The organism is Synechococcus sp. CS-1328 (genome assembly GCF_025128095.1).
In the GTDB taxonomy this organism is placed as follows: domain Bacteria; phylum Cyanobacteriota; class Cyanobacteriia; order PCC-6307; family Cyanobiaceae; genus CBW1002.
In genome coordinates this window covers 1-18,071 of the sequence record NZ_JAHLYT010000064.1, presented here as the reverse complement: position 1 = coordinate 18,071, position 18,071 = coordinate 1, and the positions used below count along the sequence as shown (strand labels likewise).

The 18,071-nt window shown below is 66.7% G+C and carries 16 protein-coding genes; 7 read left to right on the top strand and 9 right to left on the bottom strand.

From position 1 onward, the window contains the following. Positions 1 to 370 precede the first annotated feature (370 nt). The 5 genes from KQ310_RS11910 to KQ310_RS11890 form a co-directional block, all read right to left on the bottom strand. A complete protein-coding gene (locus KQ310_RS11910) occupies positions 371 to 1,174 on the bottom strand; it encodes an inositol monophosphatase family protein (protein WP_259721945.1) in 804 nt (267 codons plus the stop codon). Next, positions 1,171 to 2,565: a BCD family MFS transporter gene (locus tag KQ310_RS11905; RefSeq protein WP_259721944.1), complete on the bottom strand. Its 1,395-nt coding sequence runs from the start codon at positions 2,563 to 2,565 to the stop codon at positions 1,171 to 1,173. The genes KQ310_RS11910 and KQ310_RS11905 overlap by 4 nt, the downstream gene beginning before the upstream one ends. 17 nt (positions 2,566 to 2,582) lie before the next feature. Next, positions 2,583 to 4,322, bottom strand: a complete 1,740-nt coding sequence (locus tag KQ310_RS11900) for a TolC family protein (protein ID WP_259721943.1) — start codon at positions 4,320 to 4,322, stop codon at positions 2,583 to 2,585. A 72-nt stretch (positions 4,323 to 4,394) separates the two neighbouring features. Then, a complete protein-coding gene (locus tag KQ310_RS11895; protein ID WP_399238235.1) occupies positions 4,395 to 5,822 on the bottom strand; it encodes a TIGR03279 family radical SAM protein in 1,428 nt (475 codons plus the stop codon). A gap of 68 nt (positions 5,823 to 5,890) precedes the next feature. Beyond that, positions 5,891 to 6,784 carry an undecaprenyl-diphosphate phosphatase gene (locus tag KQ310_RS11890; protein WP_399238238.1) on the bottom strand — a complete coding sequence of 298 codons (894 nt, stop codon included), beginning with the start codon at positions 6,782 to 6,784 and terminating at the stop codon, positions 5,891 to 5,893. 114 nt (positions 6,785 to 6,898) lie between these two features. Here KQ310_RS11890 and KQ310_RS11885 point away from each other — a divergent pair, with 114 nt between their 5' ends. The 3 genes from KQ310_RS11885 (at position 6,899) to nadB (ending at position 10,020) form a co-directional block, all read left to right on the top strand. Then, positions 6,899 to 7,666, top strand: coding sequence for a DUF3120 domain-containing protein (locus tag KQ310_RS11885; RefSeq protein WP_311134734.1), 768 nt, complete (start codon positions 6,899 to 6,901; stop codon positions 7,664 to 7,666). Positions 7,667 to 7,845: 179 nt separating this feature from the next. Beyond that, positions 7,846 to 8,223 (top strand): photosystem II complex extrinsic protein PsbU, encoded by a 378-nt coding sequence (gene psbU, locus KQ310_RS11880; protein WP_259721941.1) that lies wholly within the window; start codon positions 7,846 to 7,848, stop codon positions 8,221 to 8,223. Positions 8,224 to 8,277: 54 nt separating this feature from the next. Continuing rightward, the gene (gene nadB, locus KQ310_RS11875) at positions 8,278 to 10,020 is read left to right on the top strand and encodes an L-aspartate oxidase (protein ID WP_259721940.1); all 1,743 of its coding nucleotides are present in this window, start codon (positions 8,278 to 8,280) and stop codon (positions 10,018 to 10,020) included. 79 nt (positions 10,021 to 10,099) lie between these two features. Here nadB and KQ310_RS11870 read toward each other — a convergent pair whose 3' ends face one another. After that, positions 10,100 to 11,014, bottom strand: coding sequence for a vitamin K epoxide reductase family protein (locus KQ310_RS11870; protein ID WP_259721939.1), 915 nt, complete (start codon positions 11,012 to 11,014; stop codon positions 10,100 to 10,102). Positions 11,015 to 11,152: 138 nt separating this feature from the next. Between KQ310_RS11870 and rimO the strand changes: the two genes are divergently transcribed. Next, positions 11,153 to 12,547 carry a 30S ribosomal protein S12 methylthiotransferase RimO gene (gene rimO / locus KQ310_RS11865; protein WP_259721938.1) on the top strand — a complete coding sequence of 465 codons (1,395 nt, stop codon included), beginning with the start codon at positions 11,153 to 11,155 and terminating at the stop codon, positions 12,545 to 12,547. A gap of 98 nt (positions 12,548 to 12,645) precedes the next feature. Beyond that, positions 12,646 to 13,866 carry an MFS transporter gene (locus tag KQ310_RS11860; protein ID WP_259721946.1) on the top strand — a complete coding sequence of 407 codons (1,221 nt, stop codon included), beginning with the start codon at positions 12,646 to 12,648 and terminating at the stop codon, positions 13,864 to 13,866. 24 nt (positions 13,867 to 13,890) lie between these two features. Here the strand turns inward: KQ310_RS11860 and KQ310_RS11855 are convergent, their stop codons facing one another. Further along, positions 13,891 to 13,983: a cytochrome B6 gene (locus KQ310_RS11855; RefSeq protein WP_197158627.1), complete on the bottom strand. Its 93-nt coding sequence runs from the start codon at positions 13,981 to 13,983 to the stop codon at positions 13,891 to 13,893. A gap of 153 nt (positions 13,984 to 14,136) precedes the next feature. On the opposite strand from KQ310_RS11855, the gene KQ310_RS11850 reads away from it, so the two are divergent. Continuing rightward, complete coding sequence (locus KQ310_RS11850) at positions 14,137 to 15,744, top strand: B12-binding domain-containing radical SAM protein (RefSeq protein ID WP_259721937.1); 1,608 nt, start codon at positions 14,137 to 14,139, stop codon at positions 15,742 to 15,744. Between the two features lie 41 nt (positions 15,745 to 15,785). Here KQ310_RS11850 and KQ310_RS11845 read toward each other — a convergent pair whose 3' ends face one another. Both KQ310_RS11845 and KQ310_RS11840 read right to left on the bottom strand, forming a co-directional pair. Further along, positions 15,786 to 16,184 carry a DUF4346 domain-containing protein gene (locus KQ310_RS11845; protein WP_259721936.1) on the bottom strand — a complete coding sequence of 133 codons (399 nt, stop codon included), beginning with the start codon at positions 16,182 to 16,184 and terminating at the stop codon, positions 15,786 to 15,788. Between the two features lie 9 nt (positions 16,185 to 16,193). Continuing rightward, the gene (locus tag KQ310_RS11840) at positions 16,194 to 17,375 is read right to left on the bottom strand and encodes a GNAT family N-acetyltransferase (RefSeq protein WP_259721935.1); all 1,182 of its coding nucleotides are present in this window, start codon (positions 17,373 to 17,375) and stop codon (positions 16,194 to 16,196) included. Positions 17,376 to 17,444: 69 nt separating this feature from the next. On the opposite strand from KQ310_RS11840, the gene KQ310_RS11835 reads away from it, so the two are divergent. Continuing rightward, on the top strand, positions 17,445 to 17,921 hold the full coding sequence (locus tag KQ310_RS11835) for a hypothetical protein (RefSeq protein WP_259721934.1): 477 nt from the start codon (positions 17,445 to 17,447) through the stop codon (positions 17,919 to 17,921). Positions 17,922 to 18,071 lie beyond the last annotated feature (150 nt).

The following is an 18,071-nucleotide window of genomic DNA, read 5'->3' as shown; positions in this document are numbered from 1 at the left end:
TTCGATCCGATCAGAATGACGCGGTAGAAGCGTCAGTTCCTAAACTTTTCAATTGTCCAGGTGCTGCCTCAACTCCCTTGGCCTCTCGGCTCGGGGTCGTCTCGGCGCGTCGCCTCTCAGCGACTCAGGAAACCTACAACATCGGTGGCTCGCGCCTCCTTCGTCGTAAGCACGCACCCTTCACCCTTGCAGGCAAACGGCACTCGCCCTCAGAGCCTCGCAGCACTGAAGACTCTGCGCTTCCGCCGGTGCTCTCGCTCCCGGTGTGCTGCGCAGTCCAAAACCATAACCCATCTGCCTCGCATCCGGCAAGCCGTTGCCTCGCTGAGCCAGGTGCAGCCTCAGCCCGACAGGCTCAGCGGCGGGAGGGTCAATCCAGCAGGGCTTCACCCCAGGGCAGAAATCTCTCCAGGCTCTCCTCGCTGTCCGCGGCCAGCACCGGATAGTCCTGGGAGGCCTGATCACTGCCGCTCTTGAGAAACTGGGGCTCCGCATCGAGCCAGCGCAGCGGGCAGGCCAATTCATCCAGCACCAGCCAGGCCGCGGCGAGATCCCAGATCTTCGGGGTGGCTTCCAGTGCCGCCACGGTCTGCCCCATGGCCACACTCACCAGGTTGAGGCTCGCGACCCCCAGCAGGCGGATCTTGCCGGGGAAGCGGAGATTCGGCAGCTTCTGCAGCACCCCGATCGATCGACTGCACAGAGACGCGCAGCCCGCCGTGCGCGCCTGCAAGGAAGGCGGCTCCAGCCTCTTTCCATTGCGCCAGGCCCCCTCGCCGCGGATCGCCACAATGCGCTGACGCAACGGGGGCACATCCAGCACCGCCAGCACGGGGCGGCCCCGCTCGAATCGGGCCAGCGAAATCGCCCAGTAGGGGATGCCGGCGGCAAAGTTTGTGGTGCCATCCAGCGGATCCACGACCCAGAAGCTCGGGGTGTCGGGAACGATCTGACGGCCCTCCTCACTGAGGACCCCATCCTCGGGATAGATCCGCTGCAGGCCCTCCACCAAGGTGGCATCGCTCCAGCGATCACATGCCGTGATCAGGGTGCCGTCGGCCTTCAGATCGGAAGCCATGTGACCGAAATCCCGCCGCTGCCGGTCTGCCACCCGATCGACCAGCGCATCAAGGGCAGGATCAAGGGGAGAGGAGAGGACGGGGGATTCGGTCATCCGAGCTCCAGAGCGAGCACCCTGCTCAGGCTTCGTCCCGTATCTTCCCTGAACTGGCGCAGATTGAGGCGACTCAGCAACAGGATGGCGGCAAAGGCCACGAGCGCTTCGATCCCAAAGACCAGCAGGTAAGGAGCCAGGGAAGACGCACCAGGGAACAGAAACCGACCCAGATCGAGCAGACCACCACCCACCAGCTTGCCGAGGGCACGGGAGAGAGCCTGGGCCAGACCCCAGACCCCCACAAACGTGCCGGCGGCCTGGGGCAGGGTGAGATCCAGCATCAGACACAGGGCGCTGTTGGTGGCGATACCGGACGCCAGCCCGAAGATCAGCATCACCAGCTTCAGAAAAGCCACCTGGCCCACCACGCCACTGACCATCAGGAGCAGCAGGCTGACCAGGATCAGCTGGCAGCCAAGCCGGGCCGTGGGCAGCTTGCCGAATCGCGGCACCACCCAGATCCCCGCTATGACAAGGCCCAGCAGGGTGCCGACCCCCCAGAAGGTGGTGAGCAGGGCCGTGGCAGAGATCGGCATGGCGAACACCTCACCGCCGAAGCTCTCAAGGATGGGGTCTTGGATGAACAGGGCCAGGGTGAACAGCACCAGGAAGCCAAAGAACACGGCCACCTGGCGGCTGGAGGTGATCAGGGCCCAGGACTGACCAATGGTGATGGCCTCGTCACGACGTGACGCCACGCTCTGGGGAAGCCGAGCGGGCTCCATGCCGGCGATGGCCAGCAGGGTGAGTGCCAGCACCACCAGCACCAGACGCTGCATGAACACCGTCAGTACTGGCTCGAGCACGGCGGGATCGGTGACCCCATCCAGGGAGCGCAGCGAGAGGCGAATCGCGATCGAGGCCACGATGATCCCCACCGTGAGCATGCACCACAGCAGGCTCACCGCCCGGGGCCGCTGGGTTTCGGTGGTGCGATCGATCACCAGGGCGAGGTAGGGGGTGGTGGCCATGGAGACGGCCAGCCCATAAAGGGCGAAGAGACCGGCGATGGCGGCGATCGACAACCCTGCCGTCAGTCCGATGCCGCCATCGAGAAGGCGGGCGGTATGGAAGACCAGCGGTACCGCAAGCAGGGCCAGGAGGCTGAACAACACCGCCCCCAGAAGGATGTAGGGCAGTCGATGGCGACCGGCGATCGGGTGGTTGTCGGAGAGGTGGCCGAACAGCACACGACTGGGGGCCACAAACTGCTCACAGGCCAGGGCGCCTCCCACAAGCAGGGCCGGCAAGGCCAGCTCGGTGATCATCACCCGATTCAGCATCCCCACAAACACCGCCGCCATCGCACCAACGCAGCCCTGGAAGAGGCTCAACCGCAGCACATCGATCCAACGGAGCGGCGAAAGGGGCGGAGCGGCCGAGGCCATGGCTCAGGAGAGACGACTCAATTGACCGGATTGACGTTGAAGGCACAGCCCGGTTCGAGGGGCTGGGGTTCCACAGGCACCACGATCTCACCGGTGTTGGTGGGTTTCTCAGCCGGCAGGACCTGGGGCTTGCAGAGGGCGATCTGATCGAGGCCGGTGCGGCGACGCATCTCGGCCAGCCTGCGGTTGTAGTCGCTGATGGCGGTGGCATAACGCACCTCAGCGTTGGTGAGGTCACGCTGGTTGTCCACCACTTCCCGCTGGGTGGTCACACCGGCCTGGAAACGGAGACGGGCCAGACGCAGGGCCTCCCGGGCCGAGATCACCTCGCGCGTGGTGGTGAGGATGTTGCGGTTGTTCTTCTGCAACTCGTAGAAGCTGACTTCGACCTCCTGGCGGATCGAATCACGCTGCTCGGCGAAGCGGAAGCGGTTCTCCTCCGCCACCTGCTTCTGTTGGCGGTACAGGGCTCGGGCTCGGCCGCCATCGAAGAGGTTCCAGCTGAGGTTGAGGCCGATGCTGTTGTCGACGTTCCAGCCGATCTCACTCGGAATCGGCACCTGCACGAACTCGTAACCGCGGGAGCGACCTGCCCGCAGGGTGTTGACGATGTTCAGGAACGGCTGCACCTCGCCGAGCTGGGCATTGGCACGGCTGTTAGCGATCGAAATGTCGAGCAGAGCCTGATCCAGCTCCTCGCGGAAGGCATAGGCCGCAATGATGCTTTCCTGCAGGGAGGGCAACCAGGTTCCCAGCACCCGGGCCGGATCCTTGGCCGTGGGAGTCACGGTCTGGGGCAGGTCCAGCAGGGCGGCAAGGGTGCGGCGGGCGATCGACTGGGCCGCCAGGGAGCTGGTGAGCAGCTGCTGGTCGCGGGCCAGCTGGGTTTCGGCTTCCAGAACCTCCAGCTTGGTGGCCACGCCGGCCTGGAAGCGGGCCCGGGCGTCCCGCAGGCTCACCACCGATGCCCGGACCGACTCCTGACCGATGCGCACCTGTTCATCGGATTCCTGCAGATCGAAATAGGCCTGGGCCGCCTGCAGACGGAGGTCGCGAAGACCAATCAGGTACTGGTTCTTGGCCTGCTCAAACTGGTCGCGGGCCGCGGCAATCTGTGGCACCCGGGTGGGGTTGATCAGGGACCAGGTGGCCTGGAGGCTGGCCTCCATGTTCCAGATGCTGGTGATCGTGTTGCCCTGCTCCTGCCCCGTGCCGGTGATGCTGGAACTGTATTGCTGGCCGCCGGTGTAGCTGGGGAAAGACCCTGCGTTGAGATTGAGATTCGGGTACCACAGGGCGATCTGGGCGCGCAGATTCGACTGGGCCTGCTCCACCTGGCTGGCCAGGGCCTTGAGATTGGGGTTGTTGACCTCCGCCAGCTGCTCCACCTCGCCGAGGCCCAGAGGGCGCAGCTCATTGATGCGGACCTGATCGGTCTTGATCGGCAGACCGAGCGAGGCGGGGGCCGACAGGGGCTGGAGATGTGGATCGAGTTTGGTCGCAGCCGGAGGCAGGACCGAGGGATCGGATTTGGGTCGCGGACCCTTGACCTCAGGCGCCAGCGGCAAGGGCTCGGGCTGGACCGGAAGCGCTTGATCAACGGTTGCCCCGGACGGAGCAGGATCAGCAGCGAGAGGAGCCTCCGTTGCGGACTCCGGGGGACTTCCTCCAGCAGCGATCGCGGTCTCCGGCGGCGCAGCCGTCAGAGACCTGGACTCCGCATGCGCCACCGAAGCCCCCGCAGGGAGGCCCACCATGGCGATCAGAGCTGCACGCAGGAGCAAGGAGCGCGTCACGCCGTCTGTCAAATCCAATCCGTCGGCCGCAGCTTAAGCAGCTCCCACCGGATTGCCGAGGCAGACGGACACCAGATCGTCCGCCCCTTCCAGCAGGTGGAGCGGCACCGGCAGTCGGACCGAGAGCTGATCCAGCGTCATGTCGTCGAGAAAGACCGGCTCGCCCTGGCGCAGCATCACTCGCGGCAGCAGCAACGCCTGGCCAAGCGGACGATCCGCCAGGCCGTCGACCAGATCCGAGCCGGTGAGCAGCCCGGTGACCACCTGGTCCTGGCCCCAGTAGGGGCTGGGCAACCCGTGCAAGGTCAGGGTGAGCCCCGCAACGGCATTGAGCCGCTCCACCACCGGCTGCAGGGCCTCGGACACCAGCTTGCCCACCACCCAGCTGTAGTGCCGGACGGGGGTCACCGCCGCCGGCAGGGCCGTGGTGGCGGCATTGAGCTGCTCAAGAAAAGCGCGGATACTGCCGACGCCGTTCTCCTGTTGAGGCAGATCTTCGTAGGTGACCCGGGGCGGCAGGGGCAGTCCGGCGATCAGATACCACTCATCCGAGAGCCAGGCAAAGCGGCTGCCCAGCCGGCCGGCAAACTCGCGCTGCAGGGGCTCAACTCGCTCGATCACAGCCTTGGCACAGGCCCGATCCACCGGCACGAGCGAATCTCCCGCCGGCCGAAAGCGGGTCAGCCCCACCGGCACAACAGCGGTGGAGAGCACGGCGGGCCAGTCGCCGGCGCCGAAACCAGCCAGATCCCGCAAGGTGCGCTCGAGGGCATCGCCATCGTTGAGGCCAGGGCAGACCACCACCTGGGCATGGATCTGCAACTGCCGTTCGGCAAACCAGCTCAGCTGCTGCGGCAGCAGAGCGGCGCGGGGATTGATCAGCAGGCGACTGCGCAACCCTGGATCGGTGGCATGCACAGAGACGTAGAGCGGCGAGAGGCGCTGTTGCTCGATCCGCTGCCAATCCGCGGCCGTGAGGTTGGTGAGCGTCAGATAGGAGCCGTAAAGAAAGCTGAGCCGATAGTCGTCGTCCTTGAGATAGAGGCTGTCGCGCCGGCCGGGTGGCTGCTGATCGATGAAACAGAAGGGGCAGTGGTTGTTGCACTGGCGCAGGCCATCGAACAGCGCCTCGGTGAAGCCCACGCCCAGCCCCTCGTCGGCGTCCTTCTCCAACTCCACGAGGTGTCTGGTTCCATCGGGATCGAGCACCTCCAGGGCCAGGTCCTCGTCACCGCAGAGAAACTGCACATCAATCAGATCCCGCGGCCGAACCCCGTTAATGCTGACCAGACGATCCCCCGGCTGGAAGCCAAGCTCCTCGGCAATCGAGCCCGGCTCGACGCTGGCCACCTCCGCCGGCATCGGCTGGCGGCCCGGAATCCCACTGATCTCACCGGCAGCTGCTGCAGGGTCGCGCTCCCTGGCCGCCGCAGTGGCCTCGGCACTCAGTTCAGTCCACACGGCTCAATCCAGGGGGTAGGGGTCAGAAGGTTGGGGCAGCGGAGCGAACCTGCCCCAGAAAGCGGTGTTCAGGGACCGGAGCGAGACACCCACTGCAGGAGAAACAGACCGAATAGCAGTCGATACCCCACGAAGATCCAGGTGCTGTGGCGCTGCAGGAAGCTCAGCAACCAGGCGATCGCCAACCAGGAGACCAGGGCCGCCGAGAGAATGCCCAGCAGCATCGGCACCAGACCGCCACCGGCCGGCGCCTCCAGGGCGCCCTTGATCTCGGCCAGGCCAGCCAGGGTGATGGCTGGGATGCCGAGCAGGAAGGAAAAGCGCGCGGCTGCAGGCCTCTGCCAGCCATCGAACAGGGCGGCGGTGAGGGTGCTGCCGGAGCGGGAGACCCCGGGAATCAGCGCCAGGGCCTGGGCAAGTCCCACCACGACACCATCACGGGGGAGGGTGTCGTCGATGGTGCGGCGGCGGCGGCCGAGCAGCTCGGCCAGGGCCAGCAGCAGGGCCATCACGATCGAGACGATGGCGATTGAGGGGAGGCTGCGCAGCAGGGATGTCTCGTAGCCCGGCCAGAAGCGTTTGATCGAGAGACCAGCCACAACGATCGGCACGGTGCCGACCAGAATCGCCACCCCGAGACGGGCGGAAGGATCGCTCCAATCGCGGCGGCGGCTGGCCTCGATCATCCCGAGGGCCACCGTGCGGAGGTCATCGCGGAAATAGGCGAGCACCGCCGCGATGCTGCCGAGCTGAATCACCGCCGTCACGGCGACACCGGGATCTCCCCAGCCCAGCAGGACAGGAACCACCTTGAGATGGGCGGTGCTGCTGATCGGCAGAAATTCCGTGAGTCCCTGCACCACCCCGAGCACCAGCGCATGCCAGCAGGCGGTCCAGAGGTCGAGGGCGCCGGCCCCGGCGGAGTCGGCAGCGACGCCGAAGGGAATGCCGCCGAAAGCCATGCCGGAGGAGGCCATGCAGGAAGACGAGCACCAATCCCGACCCTATGGCGGCCGGCCGCCCCTCACCAGGGTCGGCTCCACCTTTAAGGTTGGCCAACTTTCTTCACATCCTTGGTGATCGGGGTTCCCTCCAGCCTGCACCCCCCCTCCAGCGTGGGGCCTCTCACCCTGGGGCCGTTGCTGCGGAGCCTGGAGCGCGCCGAGCCGCGTGGGCCTGGCCTGGCTGCCATCCAGGCCACGTCGGCACCCTGGCTGGCGGCCCTGCTGGTGAGTCTGCCGGTGTTTCTGCAGGCTCCCTGGGTGCGCTTCGCCCCGGCCAGCTCCGCCCTGTTCACCGGCGTCCTGCTCCTGTTGGGCCTCGTGCTGGAACGTCAGGCACAGGAACGATGGAGCCAGGCCGGGGCCCTGCTGGTGGGGTTCAGCGGCAGTTGGCTGGCCGGCTCACTGTTCTGGGGCTGGTGCCGCCTCCATCCGCTCTGGCATCTGCCGATTGAAGCCTTCGCCCTGCCGCTGGCTCTGACCGGGCTGGCAGGTCGCTGGCGGCTGGCCTGTGCCTTCTACCTCGGATCCCTGTTGGGAACCGCCGCCACCGATGCCGTGATGGCCCTGACGGGAGTCATGGCCCACTGGACGATCGTGCTGCAGGCCAGTCCGGATCAGGCCCCCCTGCTGCTGCACACCGCAGCGCGCCAGGTGCTTCAGCCCCTGGCCCTCTGCGGTGTGTTGCTGGCGGCCGTTGCAATCGGGTTGGTTTGCCGTCAGATCTGGCAACGGGGCACGGCCTGCCGGGTGGCAGCGTCAAGCCTGCTCACCACGCTGGTGGTCGATGGGCTGTTCCTGCTGGCGGCGCTTCTGGCCCCCCATCTCTCCGGTCTGGTCTGAACCGGCTGGCTCCAGGTGACTGGCCCCGGGCGTTTGGCTCCAGGCAAAGCTGAAGTTCTGCAAATGCCAGCGGCCCCATCGGGGCTGGCAGAAGGAGAGATCTGTAACGTTGTTGGCCTGGCGGCTCCCTGTCGCCTCAGGTCCCGGATTCAATGTCCCGTATTCAACGGAGAGTGGAGATGAAACGGCTGGTTGCCTGGCTGATGGGCGGGGTTGCCATGATCGGGCTGATGGCTTCGCTGGTGCTGCCCCCCGCAGCCTGGGCCGACGAGCTGCGCAATGTGGCCGACGACAAGATCGCCGAGTCTGCAGGCAAAGTTGATCTCAACAATGCTTCGGTGCGCCGCTTCCAGCAGTATCCCGGCATGTATCCGACCCTGGCTGGCAAAATCGTGCTGGGAGGTCCCTACGAGAGCGTCGACGACGTTCTTCAGCTGGATCTGACCGAACGCCAGAAGGAACTGTTCGAGAAGTTCAAGGACAACTTCACCGTGACCCCGCCCTCGATCGCCCTGAATGAAGGCTTCGATCGCATCAATGACGGCGTCTACCGCTGAGCCCTACCATCAGCTTCAGGTGAAAGCCGTCGGGCCCTCCCGGCGGCTTTTTTCATGGGCGATGCCGTGACGCAAGCAGAAGACTCAAGCGAGCGGTCGCCCTTCCAACGCTCCTGGGACGTGGTGGTGGTCGGCAGCGGCGCCGCCGGCCTGATGGCCTGCCTGGAATTGCCCCCGGAGCTGCGGGTGCTGCTGCTCAGCAAGGACAGCGAGCCCCGCTCCGCCAGCCGCTGGGCCCAGGGCGGGATCGCCGCCGTGACCCGGCCGGATGACAGCTTCGCCAGCCACATCGCCGACACGCTGAAGGCCGGGGCCGGCCTCTGTGATCCAGCTGCGGTGGAGCTGCTGGTGCGCCACGCCCCCGCCTGCGTCGAGCGCCTGCTCAGCCTGGACATGGCCTTCGACCGCCATGGCGCCGAGCTCAGCACCACCCTGGAGGCCGCCCACAGCCATCGACGCGTGCTGCATGCCCAGGACCGCACCGGAGGCGCCCTGGTGGAAGCCCTGGAGCGGCGGGCCCTGAAACGGCCAGGGCTCTGCTGCCTCAAAGGAGCCGTGGCGCTGCAGCTGTGGGTTGCCGGGGGCCGTTGCCGGGGGCTGCAGGTCCTGCACCAGCAGGAGCTGGGCTGGATCCGCAGCGGGGCTGTGGTGCTGGCCTGCGGCGGCGGCGGCCACCTGTTCGCCCACACCACCAACCCGTCGCAGTCGAGTGGCGATGGCGTCGCCATGGCCTGGCGGGCCGGGGCTGAACTGCGAGACCTGGAGTTCGTGCAGTTCCACCCCACCGCCCTGATGCTGCCGGATGCGCCCCATTTCCTGATCTCCGAGGCGGTCCGTGGCGAAGGGGGACGGCTGCTTGATGGTGCCGGCGTCAGTCCGGTGGCAGGGCTCAGCGGCGGCGATCTGGCCCCGCGCGACCAGGTGAGCCGCGCCCTGGCCAGGCGGATGCGGGAGCTGCGCACCGACCATCTCTGGCTGGATCTGCGCCCTGTGGGCGACGAACGGCTGGAACGGCAGTTCCCCACGATTCTGCGGCGCTGCCGTGAGCTGGGGCTGGAGCCGACCCAGAAGCCGATCCCCGTGGCACCAGCCGCCCACTACTGGATGGGGGGCGTGGCCACCGATCTGGAGGCCGCCACCAGCCTGCCCGGGCTCTATGCGGTGGGAGAGGTGGCCTGCACCGGTGTCCACGGCGCCAACCGCCTGGCCAGCAATTCCCTGATGGAATGCCTGGTGTTCGCCCGGCAGCTGAGGCAACTCCAGCCCGCAGATTCAGACAGGGCCGCGGCACCCATCAGCAGCCAGGGTCGCCAGCTCAGCCTGGAGGCCCTGGCACCAGTCCTGGCGCTGCCCGATCCGGAGGTGTTGCGAGCGCGCATCCAGGAGCTGCGGCGGCTCTGCTGGCAGGAGGCAGGGGTTGAGCGCAGCGGCAGCGGGCTCCGCCGCGCCCTGGCCTGGGTGCAGGAGCGTGCCGGGCTCTGGCCCTCCGGATCCCTGGACGCGCGCTTGGCCCATCTGGAACCTGGCGATCGGCTCAGCCTCGAACCGAATGCCGCTGCCGCCCTGCAGCGTGGCCAGAACCTGCAGCAACGGCTGGTGCTGGCCGAACGCCTGATCGAGGCGGCCCTGTTTCGCCAGGAAAGCCGTGGCGGCCACTTCCGCACCGATGCCCCTGCTCCCCAGCCCTTCTGGCAACGCCACAGCGTCCAGACCTTGGGGCAGCCGGTGCACACGGCGCCGGTGGGGCAGCCGGTGCATCCGACAGCCCTGGACGGCCAAGCCGCAGAGCGCCCGTGAGCAAGCAGATGAACCATCCCGAAGGCAGGCCACCACACTCAGCTTGAGCTCTGAAGCCCAGGACTGCTTAAGCAGCCGATCACTTCGAGAAACCGCTGATCAGCTTGAGCTGCTCCAGCGACTTGACCCCGGAATCGAGCTTGCCCTTGATCTCCCAGCTGGGGAATCCCTCCAGATTCTTGCTGTCGCACAGCTCCTTCTGGTTGTTCTTGCCATCGGCAGCACATTCGATCACCTTCAGCTTGTTGGTGGCCTCCTTGCCGAACAGCTCCTTCTGCTCGTGGCAATGGGGGCACCAGTAGGCGGAGTACATCACGACGCCCGTGGCGGTGAGATGTTCAGCCAGGGCAATGGAATCCGGCGTGCTGGCGGCGATTACGGCCGGCGGCGTGCCGCGGGTGTCGGTGGCGGCGGGCCGATCCACCGAGGCCGCCCAGCCCAGGCCCACCAGGGCCACCACCAGGGCCACCAGCACCCCACGGAAGAGCAGTTGGCCCCGATCCTCCCAGCCCCCCTGCAGCAGGCTGAAGACACACAGAGCCAGGCTGAGGCTGGCCGACAGCAGGCAGAAGAAGCAGAAGGCCTGGATCTTGAACACCATCAGCCCCAGCAGCAGCAGGCTGAACACCGCCATGCCCGTGGCGATCAGGAACAGTCCCCAGCGGCCGACCGGTAACAACCGGCCCCGCAGATCGCCGCGCAGCACCAACGCCAGCACCGCCAGCACCAGCACGCTGGAGTAGGCGAGGAAGCCCATCAATGACAGGGGCTGACCCAGCACGGTGCCCCAGGCGCTGTTGAGCACCTTGTCGCAGCCTTCGGCGCCTCCGGGACAGACAAGCGGCCCGAGCAGCCCCCACCGCTTCAGGGTGATCGAGCCGGTGTCGATCACGCCCACGGTGGCCAGCACGGCCATCACCACCCACACCCAACGCCGGCTCGGCTCGCTGGGCCGCCGGCTGCTAAGGCGACTGCTGAGAAGACTCGACGTCACGGGGGCGGAAAGCGCTGACGGAATTGTGGCAGTCCTCCGGCGACGCGCCGAAGGCCCCTGACACCCTGTCCCATTGCATAGGGTGGTGGATTGGCCCATCCCTCCCGCAGCCGGCCCACCCTGAACCCAGCGACCTTCATGTCCCCGCCAAGCCAGTCCAGCCGGAAGACCGTGGCCTTCGCCCACCTGGGCTGCGAGAAAAACCGGGTGGATACCGAGCACATGCTCGGCCTGCTGGCCCAGGCCGGCTATGGCGTGAGTGCCGATGAAACCGAGGCCAGCGTGGTGGTGGTCAACACCTGCAGTTTCATCCAGGACGCCCGCGAGGAATCGGTGCGCACCCTGGTGGAACTGGCGGAACAGGGCAAGGAACTGATCATCGCCGGCTGCCTGGCCCAGCACTTCCAGGAGGAACTGCTCGAGAGCCTGCCGGAGGCCAAAGCGATCGTGGGCACCGGCGACTATCAGCACATCGTCAGCGTGCTGGAGCGGGTCGAGGCAGGTGAACGGGTCAACCAGGTGAGCGCCGTCCCCACCTTCGTGGGCGATGAGCATCTGCCCCGCTACCGCACCACCTCCGAGGCGGTGGCCTACCTCAAGGTGGCCGAGGGCTGCGACTACCGCTGCGCCTTCTGCATCATCCCGAAGCTGCGCGGCGACCAGCGGTCGCGGCCGATCGAATCGATCGTGGCCGAGGCCCAGCAACTGGCGGCGCAGGGGGTCCAGGAGCTGGTGCTGATCAGCCAGATCACCACCAACTATGGCCTGGATCTCTATGGCAAACCCCAGCTGGCCGAGCTGCTGCGGGCCCTGGGCGAGGTGGAGATCCCCTGGATCCGGGTGCACTACGCCTATCCCACCGGCCTCACCCCCGAGGTGCTGGCGGCCTACCGGGAGGTGCCCAACGTGCTGCCCTACCTGGATCTGCCGCTGCAGCACAGCCATCCCGATGTGCTGCGCGCCATGAATCGCCCCTGGCAGGCCGATGTGACCGCGGGCCTGCTGCAGCGGATCCGCGAACAGCTGCCCGAAGCCGTGCTGCGCACCACCTTCATCGTGGGCTTCCCGGGTGAAACGGAGGAGCAGTTCCAGCACCTGCTCGCCTTCGTGGCCGAGCAGCGCTTTGACCACGTGGGCGTGTTCACCTTCTCCCCGGAGGAGGGCACCGCCGCTGCGTCCCTGCCCAACCCGGTGCCGCCCGAGCTTGCCCAGGAGCGCAAGGACCGGCTGATGGCCCTGCAGCAACCGATCGCTGCCGCTCGGAATGCCGCCTGGGTGGGCCGGATCGTCGACGTGCTGATCGAGCAGGAGAATCCATCCACCGGCGAGATGCTCGGCCGCTGCGCCCGCTACGCCCCTGAGGTGGACGGCGAGGTGCGGGTCAGGCCAGGGGTGGGGGGTCTGTGCGCCGCTCCGGGAACCATGGTGCCGGTCCGGATCACCGCGGCACACATCTACGACCTGGAGGGCGAAGTGGTTGGGGCCAGGGCCATGGTGGGCGACGCCCTCGCCGCCCACCGGAGCGGCGCTTGAGCCCTGGGGAGAGCTCCAGCCAGGCCCCCCGGGCCGTTCCGGTTGCGAGCCGGGCTTCCGGGCGGCCCCCCGAACCCCCGGGGAACGATCCAGCTGGCCTGCTGGAGAGGCTGCACCGCCATCAGCGCACCACCTTTCTGATCGCCTCGGGCGTGAGCACCGCCGGCTCCTTTGCTGGACTCACCGCCAAGGGCTGGATCCTGATGCACGGCACCGGCAACCCGATGGTGCTGGCCCTGCATTTCGCCGTGCTGGCCCTGCCCAGCCTGCTGGTGAGCGGGCCGGCCGGGGTGCTCACCGATCGGCTCGGCTGCGAAACGGTGCTGATCCGCGCCCAGTGGGGACTGTTTCTGGCCGGCACCCTCGGCGCCCTGGCGATTCCGCTGCAGACCGGCACCATGCAGGTGGTGCTGCTGATGCTCAGCACCATGCTGGCCGGCATCGCCAGTTCCTTCGAACTCACGGCCCGCAACAAGTACTGCGCCCTGGTGGTCGACCATCCCGGCCAGCTGGCCCGCTACATCACCAGTTTTTCGGTGGTGTTCAACGTGGGCAAGCTGGTGGGCCCGCCCCTGGGGGGCTGGCTGGTGGCGGCCACCGGCCCCCTGGCGGCCCTGAGCATCGATGCGGCCAGCTATCTGCTGCCGATTGCGACCGTGGTCTGGCTGCTGCGGCCCAACCGGGCGATGGAGCAGCGCAGCCGGCCGGGTCAGAACGCCAGCCTGATCAGAGCCTGGCAGGACTGCGGCCGTCCCCTGCGGCATGTGATCGGCTTCACCGCCCTGGCCTGCCTGGCGGGCTTCTTCCACCCTGGCCTGGCGCCCTTGATGGCCGCCGAGATCCTTGGTCCCTCGCCTCAGGCCCTGGGCCTGTTCACCAGCGTGCTGGCGGCCGGCAGCATCTGCGGCGGGGTGGTGCTGCAACGGAACAGCAGCTGGCTCAGCCAACGCCCCGCCCTGCTGATGGGCGTGTGTGTGCTGGCCACGGGTGCCGCCCAGGTGGGGATGGGCGTCAGCACATCCACCGGCTTCGCCCTGGCCATGGCCTGGGTGATCGGCGCCGGAACCGCATCGCTGCTGGCCGGGGTGAATCTGATCAGCCAGGTGGGCAGCCCGATGGTGCTGCGCGGCCGGATGGCCGGCCTCGGTCAGATCGCCTTCCTCGGTGGCGGCGGCCTCAGCGGTCTGATCGCCGCCGGACTGTCGATGACCATCGGGCTGGCCGCCGCCTTCGCCTGGCTGGGTGGCATCGGCGTGCTGCTGGGGCTCTGGGAGCTCACCCAGCGCGCCGGCCTGCGGATTCCACCACCCGTCGATTGACCCGCTGGGTTCAGGTCAGGCGGATCAGATCAGCCGGATGCCGCGCAGCACCACAGCAGCGATGAACGCGGCAGCAAGACCACCGCCGACCAGACCCAGATAGATTGCCGCACCCATGGCCGTGATTGAAGCGTTTGGGTGCCATTACAGCAGAAGGCCCGAGATCGGCGCTCCCAGCTGGATGCACCTAGGGTGGCCAGCACCATTGGCCAGGCGACCCAGACGCCGACTGCGCAAGCACCTTTTCCTCACTCCCTTCCCCCGCCGAGCATGCGCACCCTGTTCATCTACCCGGAATTTCCCAAAACCTTCTGGAGCTACGAGAAGATTCTCGAGCTGGTGAATCGCAAGGTGCTGCTGCCCCCCCTGGGCATGGTCACCGTGGCGGCCCTTCTCCCCCAGACCTGGGAGATGAAGCTGGTCGACCGCAACGTGCGCGAGGTGGGCGAGGCCGAGTGGGCCTGGGCCGAGATGGTGATCATCTCCGGGATGATCGTCCAGAAGGCCGACATGGCCGCCCAGATCGCCAAGGCCAAGGCCCGGGGACTACCCGTGGCGGTGGGCGGCCCCTTCGCCAGCTCCACTCCGGACGCCCCGGAACTGCAGCTGGCCGACTTCAAGGTGCTGGACGAAGGTGAGATCACCCTGCCTCTGTTCATCGAGGCGATCGAGCGGGGTGAATCCAGCGGACGCTTCAGCTCCGAGGGTGTGAAGCCGGATGTGACGGGCACGCCAATTCCCCGCTTCGACCTGCTCGAGCTGGATGCCTACGACTCGATGAGCGTTCAGTTCTCGCGGGGCTGTCCGTTCCAGTGCGAGTTCTGCGACATCATCGTGCTCTACGGCCGCAAGCCACGAACCAAAACGCCGCAGCAGCTGATCGCCGAGCTCCAATCTCTCTATGACCTGGGCTGGCGCCGCTCCATCTTCCTGGTGGACGACAACTTCATCGGCAACAAGCGCAACGCCAAGCTGCTCTTGCCTGCTCTGAAGCAGTGGCAGATCGATCATGGCTATCCCTTCAGCTTTGCCACCGAAGCGTCCGTCGACCTGGCCTCGGACGACGAAATGATGCTGATGATGGCCGAATCCCGCTTTGATTCGGTGTTTCTCGGCATCGAAACCCCCGATGAGGCCAGCCTCTCGATCGCCGGCAAGCACCAGAACACCCGCAGTTCCCTGGAAGAATCCGTCGACCGGATCACCTCCTACGGCATCCGGGTGATGGCAGGCTTCATCATCGGCTTCGACGGTGAGAAGAAGGGCGCTGGCGACCGGATCGTGCAGTTCGTGAGCCGCACCGGCATCCCCGCCGCGATGATGGGCATGTTGCAGGCCCTGCCCAATACCGGGCTCTGGCATCGCCTCGAGAAGGAAAATCGGCTGATCCAGGAAAAGGCCGATGCCAAGGGCGTGAACCAGACGAACCTGCTCAACTTCGTGCCCACCCGGCCGATCCGCGACATCGCCAACGAATATGTGGATGCGTTCTGCCGTCTGTACGAGCCGAATGCGTATATCGATCGGGTGACGCACTACTACACCAAGGTGGGCAAACCCCGCTGGCAGCAATATGTGAAGGCCGCAGCCTTCGGCAAGGCCTCTTTACCCTCCTGGACCGATGTGCGCGCCTTGCTGATCGTGATCTGGCGCCAGGGCTTCCAGCGGGATACCCGCTTCCGGTTCTGGCGCTCGATCGTCCAGATCGCCCGCTGCAACCCGGACAATCTCGAGCAGTTCCTCGTCACCCTGGCTCACAACGAGCACTTCCAGGAATATCGCGAGGTGGTGACCCGGGAGATTCAGGACCAGCTCTCGGCCCTGCCCCCCGAACCGCCCCGCAGCCAGGTGGCCGATCGTCAGCTGCAGCCCGCCTGAATGAAAGCCAATGTCTGGCTGATGTGCTGCCTTGTTGAGGCTCAGTCCTGGATGTAGGGGATGCCCTGTTCCAGACAGGCTTCGGCTTTCTGCAGTTCACGCCCGAGATACAGGGCATGATCCAGACGGCTGAGCGGGTGGGGGCCGGGCCCCTCGGTGAGAGCCACACCCAGTTCCTTGGCCGTGCGGCCCCTGAATACCGCCAGGGGGGCATGGGGGCCGGCGCCGCGGCAGCTCAAGACCTCTCCGGTTTCAGGATCGGTGGCCAGTCCCTGGTCGTTGATGCCGTTGCCGTAGTGCTCGGCAACCAACTCACCGGCCTCGGCATCCAGCTTGATCAGGAAATAGCCGGCCGGATCCAGCGCGATCTCGCGCTGCGAGAGCCGCTCATCCAGGCTGCGGCGCTGATCGACGGCGCTGGCGGGGGAAAACAGAACCATGGCTCCAAGTTAAGCCGCCCGCTGGTCGAGAGGCGGCGGAGCCGCGCTGAAGGGCAACTCCGCATTGATCGCCTCGATTTCCTCACGCATCAACGCATTGGCCCGAGGTAGCCACTGGCGCAGCATCGCGTCGAAGCGGGGATCACTCCAGCGGTGCAGGCTGACCCGCGGCTCGGCCAGGAAGCCGCGGCGACGCTTGTGGCTGCCCCCCGCACCGGGATCGAAGCTGCGAATGCCATGGGCGATCGCCCACTCGATCGGCGCGTAGTAACAGACCTCAAAGTGCAGATTGTCGAGGTCGACATCACTGCCCCAATAGCGGCCCCAGAGCCCCTGCTCGGAGCGCACGCACAGCGACATCGCCACCGGCTCGGTGGGATCACCGTGGTGTGCACTGAACAGCACCAGATGCTGGCGCAACTGCTGAGCCGCCGCCGTGAAGAACGCCTCGGTGAGATACTTGCTGCCCCATGCCCCCCAGCGGCTGCAGTGCTGGGCATAGAAGGCATGCATCCGCCCCACCATCCGGGGCGGAATCTCGGCCCCCACCAGTGGCGTGACCTGCAGACCTGCGCTGGCCACAGCCTTGCGTTCCCGCTTGATGTTGCGGCGCTGGTTGGCGTTGAAGCTGGCCAGGTAATCATCAAAGCTGCGATAGCCGGGGTTGTGCCAGAGGCTCTGCTGATTGATCCAGCTGGCACAGCCGGCCGCCTCGGCCAGGGGCTGCCAGGCGGGATCGACATAGAGGAAGTTGCAGCTGAGCAGATGATTGCGGCGGCAGAACTCGTCGATCAGCTCCAGCATCAACCCGGTCAGTGCCGCGGCGTCCTCGCCGGGGGCGAACCAGAAGCGGTAGCCCTGCACCGGGCTCACCGGACTCATGCCCACGAGCTTGGGGTAGTACCGCAGCCCCAGGTCGTCGGCGAGGCGTGCGAAGGCCTGGTCGAAGACGAATTCGCCGTAGCTGTGGCCCTTGAGATAGAGCGGTGCCACCGCCACCAGCAGGTCGCCGCGCCACAGGCCCAGGTGACAGGGCTGCCAGCCCTGGCGCGGCACGATGCTGCCGCTGGCCTCGAGCTGATGCAGCCAGTCCCAGCCATAGAAGGGCAGGTGCTGGCCCACCAGCGCCTGCCACTGCTCAGCAGGCAGCTCCGCCATCGACTGGTGCCAGCGGGCATGCAACTCAGCCATGGAGCGGGCCGCGGTGGCGAGCGTTCGGGCGCAAAACTAACGGGAGTGTTCCAGCCACGGCGGTCTGTCATGCACCAGCCCCAGCGACGATCGCACCGATCCCTGCTGCTGCCCCTGGCCGCCGCACTGCTGGGTGGCCTGAGCGGGCTGGGCGCAGCAGCCCCGGCCCAGGCTGGCCTGGCCCGGCCGCTGCTGATGATGATGAAACCGCAGCTGGAGGAGCGGCTCGCCCGCGTCTGTGTGGAGACCGCGTCTGGAGGGCAGAGCGATCTGGCCCGCAAACTGAAGGATCCCTGCCGCCAGCTGGCCGGGCCCACCAGCGCCTGCCTGATCGAAGAGACCGACCGCAGTGGCCGCAGCCTCGGCGTGGTCAGCGAACTGGTGCAGGGCCGCTTCGGCGACGACAGCGAATGGGTGGTGAAGCGCTGCCTGGCCCGTCTGCTGGGGCTCAAGCCCGAAAGCCTCCAGGACGTGCCGCTGGAGGAGCTGGCCAAACGCTTCGGACAGAGCGCGGGAACAGGGAAAGGCCAAAGCCGTACGCCCTAAACGGCACGCCCTAAGAGTTTGCTGATAAACCAACCCACGAGTCCGTTTTCCACAGGCATCAGTGGATTTCTGGCTCAAAAAGTCGGATCGGCGGCTATCAGATCCGCAAACAGACCGATTTCGGCATCGTTGGCCTGACTGCAAGGCATT